Origin of the sequence: Dechloromonas sp. ZS-1, assembly GCF_039649255.1 — a bacterium.
Lineage (GTDB): Bacteria > Pseudomonadota > Gammaproteobacteria > Burkholderiales > Rhodocyclaceae > Azonexus.
Map to the genome: position 1 here is coordinate 160,377 of NZ_JBDIYD010000007.1, position 6,184 is coordinate 166,560.

Annotated in this window: 8 protein-coding genes; 3 read left to right on the top strand and 5 right to left on the bottom strand. The window is 57.3% G+C overall.

The features are described 5' to 3' along the window. Positions 1–61 precede the first annotated feature (61 nt). Entirely contained in the window at positions 62–862 is an 801-nt protein-coding gene (gene fabI, locus AACO21_RS11160; RefSeq protein WP_346192590.1) for an enoyl-ACP reductase FabI, read from the top strand. 259 nt (positions 863–1,121) lie between these two features. On the opposite strand, the gene AACO21_RS11165 is transcribed toward fabI, so the two are convergent. Beyond that, on the bottom strand, positions 1,122–1,400 hold the full coding sequence (locus AACO21_RS11165; RefSeq protein WP_346192591.1) for a hypothetical protein: 279 nt from the start codon (positions 1,398–1,400) through the stop codon (positions 1,122–1,124). A 157-nt stretch (positions 1,401–1,557) separates the two neighbouring features. Here AACO21_RS11165 and AACO21_RS11170 point away from each other — a divergent pair, with 157 nt between their 5' ends. After that, entirely contained in the window at positions 1,558–2,388 is an 831-nt protein-coding gene (locus AACO21_RS11170) for an SAM-dependent methyltransferase (RefSeq protein WP_346192592.1), read from the top strand. A 38-nt stretch (positions 2,389–2,426) separates the two neighbouring features. Then, complete coding sequence (locus tag AACO21_RS11175; RefSeq protein WP_346192593.1) at positions 2,427–4,337, top strand: U32 family peptidase; 1,911 nt, start codon at positions 2,427–2,429, stop codon at positions 4,335–4,337. A gap of 72 nt (positions 4,338–4,409) precedes the next feature. Here AACO21_RS11175 and AACO21_RS11180 read toward each other — a convergent pair whose 3' ends face one another. The 4 genes from AACO21_RS11180 to AACO21_RS11195 all read right to left on the bottom strand — a co-directional run bounded on the left by AACO21_RS11180 (position 4,410) and on the right by AACO21_RS11195 (position 6,102). Next, positions 4,410–4,718 carry a hypothetical protein gene (locus tag AACO21_RS11180; protein ID WP_346192594.1) on the bottom strand — a complete coding sequence of 103 codons (309 nt, stop codon included), beginning with the start codon at positions 4,716–4,718 and terminating at the stop codon, positions 4,410–4,412. Next, positions 4,715–5,341 (bottom strand): hypothetical protein, encoded by a 627-nt coding sequence (locus tag AACO21_RS11185; protein WP_346192595.1) that lies wholly within the window; start codon positions 5,339–5,341, stop codon positions 4,715–4,717. Before AACO21_RS11185 ends, AACO21_RS11180 begins: the two co-directional genes overlap by 4 nt. Before the next feature lie 102 nt (positions 5,342–5,443). Continuing rightward, entirely contained in the window at positions 5,444–5,617 is a 174-nt protein-coding gene (locus AACO21_RS11190) for a hypothetical protein (RefSeq protein ID WP_346192596.1), read from the bottom strand. Positions 5,618–5,619: 2 nt separating this feature from the next. Further along, positions 5,620–6,102 carry a hypothetical protein gene (locus AACO21_RS11195; protein ID WP_346192597.1) on the bottom strand — a complete coding sequence of 161 codons (483 nt, stop codon included), beginning with the start codon at positions 6,100–6,102 and terminating at the stop codon, positions 5,620–5,622. Positions 6,103–6,184: the final 82 nt, after the last annotated feature.

The following is a 6,184-nucleotide window of genomic DNA, read 5'->3' on the forward strand; positions in this document are numbered from 1 at the left end:
GGCCAACTGCCGTTTATCGGTTTATAATCCCGGGGCTTAACCCCACAGGGAGAACATCGAAATGGGCTTTCTCGCCGACAAGAAGATTCTGATTACCGGTCTGCTGTCCAAGCATTCCATCGCCTACGGTATCGCCAAGGCCTGCCATCGCGAAGGTGCCCAACTCGCCTTCACCTACCAGAACGAGCGCTTCGAAGACCGTATCAAGAAGTTTGCTGCCGAATTCGGCAGCGACATCACCATCCCGGTCGACGTCAGCAGCGACGAACAAATCGACGCCCTCTTCGTTGAACTCGGCAAGCGCTGGGACGGTCTGGACGGTCTGGTCCATTCCATCGCCTACGCACCGACCGAAGCCATCGAAGGTGACTTCCTCGAAGGCATTTCCCGCGAAGCCTTCCGCATCGCGCACGATGTCTCCTCCTACAGCTACGCTGCACTGGCCAAAGGTGCCCGTCCGATGATGCAAGGCCGCAAGGCCGCCCTGCTCGCTCTGTCTTACCTGGGCGCAGAACGCACCATGCCGAACTACAACACCATGGGCCTGGCCAAGGCCAGCCTGGAAGCTGCCACGCGTTACCTGGCTTTCTGCCTCGGCCCTGAAGGGATTCGTGCCAACGCCATTTCGGCCGGCCCGATCAAGACCTTGGCTGCTTCCGGTATCGGCAACTTCGGCAAGCTGCTCGCCTACAACTCGCACAATGCCCCGCTGCGTCGCAACGTGACCATTGAAGAAGTCGGCAATGCCGCCGCCTTCATGCTGTCCGACCTGGCCAGCGGCATCACCGGCGAAATCACCTACGTCGATGGCGGCATGAACACCACCGCCCTGGGCAACGCCGACCCGCTGCCGAACGCCTGATCATTGGCCGGCGGCGCATCGCGGTGCGCCAAGACAAAACGCCTCAGCGGCTTGACCGACTGAGGCGTTTTTCATGGTGCAGTCAGCGCACGAATCCGGTTTTTAGGTATTTCCGATGGTCGACCGTCAGGAAGGCACAAAATGGACAACGGGCATCCCTGCGGTACAAGCGTGCCGCCCCCCGCCAAAACAAAGGGCACCGCGCTGGGTGCCCTTGCGGCCAGCCCGCTGGGGGCTGGCGAGATATGCGTACGGTGACTTAGTGCTTCAGATTCGCTGCGAACACAGCGCGAGCCTTGTCGGACACGTGGAATTCGTTGAAAGCGCGCTGGATGTCGGCTTCGTTCGAACCGTTGGAGTGATCCTCGAAGCAGATGCCGATCGTCTTGCCGTTGGCAGCCAGCGTCTGGAAGGCATAACGCCAACGCTGTGCTTCGGCGAGGCGCTCACGCAGTTCTACCTCGTTGGAAATCGTAATGCCAGCCTTTTTCAGGGAATCCAGGAAGTGCTCGAAGGATTCGTTGCTCAGACTACCCATTTCTATCTCTCCGTTTGATGTGCGGTGTTGATCACCATGAGCCGAATAACGCGGGGCATTTCGCTCGGTTGACACGAAAGTGATAAAAATTTTTCACCCTGTTTCAGGCACAGCGCGTCACCCCGTCCGCCCCCCGACAATGCGATAATGGCGCCCCATGAAAAAGCAGAACACCCCCGCCGACATTCCGGAGATCCGTCCCGGCCAGTCCATTGATTTGCTGAAGGAATTACATATCCTGACGCGCGATGGCAAACTGAATCAGGACACCCGCCGCAAGTTGAAACAGGTCTATCACCTGTACCAGTTCATCGAGCCCTTGCTCGATGGCGCACAGACCCTGGTCGACCACGGTGCCGGCAAGTCTTACCTCGGCTTCATCCTGTACGACCTGTATTTCAAGGCACTCGACGCCGGCGAAATCGTCGGCATCGAAACCCGCACGGAACTCGTCGAGAAGTCACGCGAACTCGCAGCACGCCTGAACTTTCCGCGCATGCGTTTTCTCGCCTGCACGGTGGAGGATTCCTTCACCTCGACCGAACTGCCGGCCACAGTCGACGTGGTCACCGCGCTGCACGCCTGCAACACCGCGACCGATGACGCCATCCGCTTTGCTTTGGCCCGCAACGCCCGCCACGTTGTGCTCGTACCCTGCTGCCAGGCCGAGGTGGCCGCCGCCATGCGGGCCCGCAAGAACGACTCGCTCTCGAAAACCCCGCTCTCCGAACTCTGGCGCCACCCGATCCATACGCGCGAACTGGGCAGCCACCTGACCAACGTGCTGCGCTGCCTGCTGCTGGAATCGCATGGTTACGAAGTGACCGTGACCGAACTCGTCGGCTGGGAGCACTCGATGAAAAACGAACTGATCATCGCCTCCAAGCGCCCGAATGGCGGCAAGCCGCGCAAGAACGCCCGTGAACGCGCCGAAGCCATCCTGCGTGAGTTCAATCTCGACGAACTTACGCCGCGTTTCATTTACTAAGACAGACCAGCACTCGCCGCACCCCCTCATTGGACAGCATGACCCGCCCCCAACACCCTATCGAACTCCTCGCACCGGCCAAGAATGCCGATTTCGGCATTGAAGCCATCAAGCACGGCGCCGATGCCGTCTATATCGGCGGGCCCTCTTTCGGCGCCCGCTACGGCGCCGGCAACGAATTGGCCGACATCGCCCGCCTGTGCGACTTTGCGCATCACTACCGTGCCAAGGTCTTCGTCGCGGTCAATACCATCCTCCACGACGCGGAGCTCGAAGCCGGCCGTCAGCTGTGCTGGGACCTCTACAATGCCGGTACCGATGCCCTGATCATCCAGGACATGGGCCTGCTGGAAATGGACCTGCCGCCGATCCAGTTGCACGCATCGACCCAGACCGACATCCGCAACCCGGCCAAGGCCAAGTTCCTTGAAGACGCCGGTTTCTCGCAGCTGGTACTGGCGCGCGAGATGAGCATCGAGGAAATCCGGAAGGTCGCTGCGGACACCACGCTGTCGCTCGAATATTTCGTGCATGGCGCGCTCTGCGTCGCCTATTCCGGCCAGTGCTACATCAGCCACGCCCACACCGGGCGCAGCGCCAATCGCGGCGAATGTTCGCAAGCCTGCCGCCTGCCCTACACGCTGGTCGACGACAAAGGCAAGGTGATCACCGAAAACCAGCACCTGCTGTCGATGAAGGACAACAACCAGTCCGACAACCTGCTCGCGCTGATCGAGGCTGGCGTCAATTCCTTCAAGATCGAAGGTCGCCTCAAGGACCTCTCCTACGTCAAGAACATCACCGCGCATTACCGCACGCTGCTCGACGAGATCATTGATGCCCATCCGCAGTACGCCCGCGCCTCCAGCGGCCGCTCGACCTTCACCTTCACGCCGCAGCCGGACAAGACTTTCAATCGCGGCTACACCGACTATTTTGCCGGCGGCCGTCAGGATGATATCGGCGCCTTCGACTCCCCCGCTTTTGTTGGCGAACTGATCGGCGAAGTCACGGAGATTGGCGATGGCTGGCTCATCGTGCACACCGATCAGGATTTCCATAACGGCGACGGCGTCTGCTTCCATGACGCACACGGCGACGTTCAGGGCATGCGCATCAACACGGTCGAGCACTGCGCCCGGGGTCAGAAGCTGTTCCCGGCGGAAATGCCGGCCGATCTGAGCGAAGGGGCCAGCCTCTTCCGTAACCGCGACCAGGCCTTTGAACGTGCACTGGAAAAAGACTCCGCCGACCGCCGCGTTGCGCTGCAGGCCCGCCTTGCGGAAACCGAAACTGCCTTCCAGCTCACCCTGACCGATGAAGATCAGGTCTCGGCGACGGTCGACCTGCCCAAGGACGACAAAATCGGGCGCGACCTCGCGCAAAACCCGGAAGCTGCGCTCGGCAAACTGAAAGAAAACCTGGGCAAATTCGGCAACACGATCTTCACCTGTACCGGCGTCGAGCTTGCGCTTGAACAGCCGTGGTTCCTGCCGGTCGGCGCCATCAATGCGCTGCGCCGCGAGGCCACCGAGCGCCTGATCGCCGCCCGCCTGGCCAACCACCCGCGCCCGCAGCGTGACCAACCCGCTGCCAATCCGGTGCCCTACCCGCAGGACGAACTCACCTATCTTGGCAACGTCTTCAATGCGAAGGCCCGCGCCTTCTACGAGAAGCACGGCGTCAAGCTGATCGAGGAAGCCTACGAAGCCGGCAACGAGAAAGGCATGGTCTCGCTGATGATCACGCGCCATTGCCTGCGCTACAGCTTCAACCTGTGCCCGAAGGAAGTGAAATACATCAAGCCGGACCCGATGACGCTGATCAACGGGAACGAGAAACTGGTCCTCAAGTTCGACTGCCAGGCCTGCGAAATGCACGTCATCGGCAAGATGAAAAAAGGCGTGACGCTGAACCTCGGCACCATCCGCCCCAACAGCTGCGGCTGATTCAGGCGGGACGCCCCGCACCCGGCAAACAAAAGCCCCTGCCGCATGAGCGCGACAGGGGCTTTTTCATGTCTATCCGCAATGTGGCAGCTCTGTTCCGCGTATAGCAATGGTGTCGCTGCCGTCCTTATTGCTCTTGAAAACCGTTGCGGAGGTGCCGTTTGAGGTATTGGCGAGTTGATTGATGAAGCTGTAGCCAGTGGCGGGGTCGGTAAAGGCTATGGCTTGCTGATCTGCAAAGATATTTCCCTCGTTGATCGTTCTCGCCTTCAAGTAAGTACGCAAACTTACAGCGCTATCAAGAATCACAGACGTCAAATCCAAATAGGAAGCCTGAAGCATCCACGAATAGTTCGTTGCTTTAGTCAAATCGAAAATCATTTTGCTTGCTCCTGCTTGATAGGCTTGAGTGTCTTGAAAATCAATTCGTGTATTGAAACTATCGGTCCGCACGTACCCGCCGTTCCTCGCGCTGCATAGAGTCCATTGACGAAGCGTTCGAACCAACCACCGGCATAGTTGATGTTGACGTCGCGGCTAAGCACCTCTCCGGTGCGTCTAACGCGGATATGCGATCCACTGCGGATATAGATATCTTGTGAATCACCCTTGTCCATTTCGTAGATATATTTGGTCATCGGCGTTATTCCCATTTCTCGGATAACTCTGCCATCAGGTTGACGAACCAAGCGGGAGGGTTCCCCCCCTAACTCGGTTCCCTCTACAACTCGATACCCATATTTCGTAATCCATTCCTCGTATGGAGGACCGCTCGGATCATCAAACCCCTCCACTCCCTCGACAACGCGATAGATATGTAGCCCACCCTCCGCCTCGCACATCTGTGTGAGCTTGATCCGGCCGTAGATGGCGTCGGCGCTCGGGATCAGGATGGCGGCAACGACGATGAGCGTCTTCCCCCAATATGTGTCGATACAGATGAAGATTTTGGTGACTCCCCAGATGTAGCCACCGATCAATGCCAGCACCAGCAATCCGCCCATTTACGCCACCTCCAAATTTTGAATACGGGGAACTAAAGAAAAATTCGAATAGGACGCGAGTGAATCGAGTGGCTGCAGCAATACGACTGAAAAGCCACTCAATTAATCTTTCTGGGCGAGGACCTTCCAAGCTGCATCAAAGCGCTTTGCTTGGACTGAAGACATTTTAGCGACTATGTACGCATCTACATTTACATCCGTTCCAAGTTTCAAATTTTCGGCATATGCTGCAAAAGCCGTTTCAGCATATTTCAGATAATCAGCGATACTTGGCATGGCTATTCTCCTCTTTTAAGGAATACGGACTTAATTACCCACTCGTCATCAGTTTTGTAAATTGGGCAACGCTTGCTAGTTGGGTGATCAATGACGATGAAGTCACCACCTGATCTCCCATAGGAAATTGCTTCGCCCATCAATTTGCTATCAAAGCGGCGATAAATGCGCGTTGAGAAACGACGCAATTCACCTTCTCCTTTGAAGGCATCGCCATGTTTGATATCAACTATCTCCATTACATAGAGATAGTCTGGCCCCAAGCGATCTTCTGGTTTCCGCTCTCGCCATCCGGGAAACGGGTCGCCCCAACGGTCGAACATTTCTGGGGACAGCGTCACCGTCTCATACACTTTGACGCCACCATCGTTCTTACATAGTTCTTCCATCTGGCGGTCAAGCGCATATTTCTCACAGCCTGCCAACCCCAGCCCAACTATAAGTATGGCAATTGCCAAGATGCCTTTTAGGTATTGACCATTCATGCTGCTGTATTGACCCAGTAAAAACCTGCTCAGGTGTTAACCTTGAAGGAGTGACCCGAGATGAGCATGGTGATGGAAGAAG

Coding starts and splice junctions, on each gene's coding strand:
- AACO21_RS11175 (WP_346192593.1), top strand. CDS start 2,427: ATGACCCGCCCCCAACACCCTATCGAACTCCTCGCACCGGCCAAGAAT.
- AACO21_RS11180 (WP_346192594.1), bottom strand. CDS start 4,718: ATGATTTTCGATTTGACTAAAGCAACGAACTATTCGTGGATGCTTCAG.
- AACO21_RS11185 (WP_346192595.1), bottom strand. CDS start 5,341: ATGGGCGGATTGCTGGTGCTGGCATTGATCGGTGGCTACATCTGGGGA.
- AACO21_RS11195 (WP_346192597.1), bottom strand. CDS start 6,102: ATGAATGGTCAATACCTAAAAGGCATCTTGGCAATTGCCATACTTATA.
- AACO21_RS11170 (WP_346192592.1), top strand. CDS start 1,558: ATGAAAAAGCAGAACACCCCCGCCGACATTCCGGAGATCCGTCCCGGC.
- AACO21_RS11165 (WP_346192591.1), bottom strand. CDS start 1,400: ATGGGTAGTCTGAGCAACGAATCCTTCGAGCACTTCCTGGATTCCCTG.
- fabI (WP_346192590.1), top strand. CDS start 62: ATGGGCTTTCTCGCCGACAAGAAGATTCTGATTACCGGTCTGCTGTCC.
- AACO21_RS11190 (WP_346192596.1), bottom strand. CDS start 5,617: ATGCCAAGTATCGCTGATTATCTGAAATATGCTGAAACGGCTTTTGCA.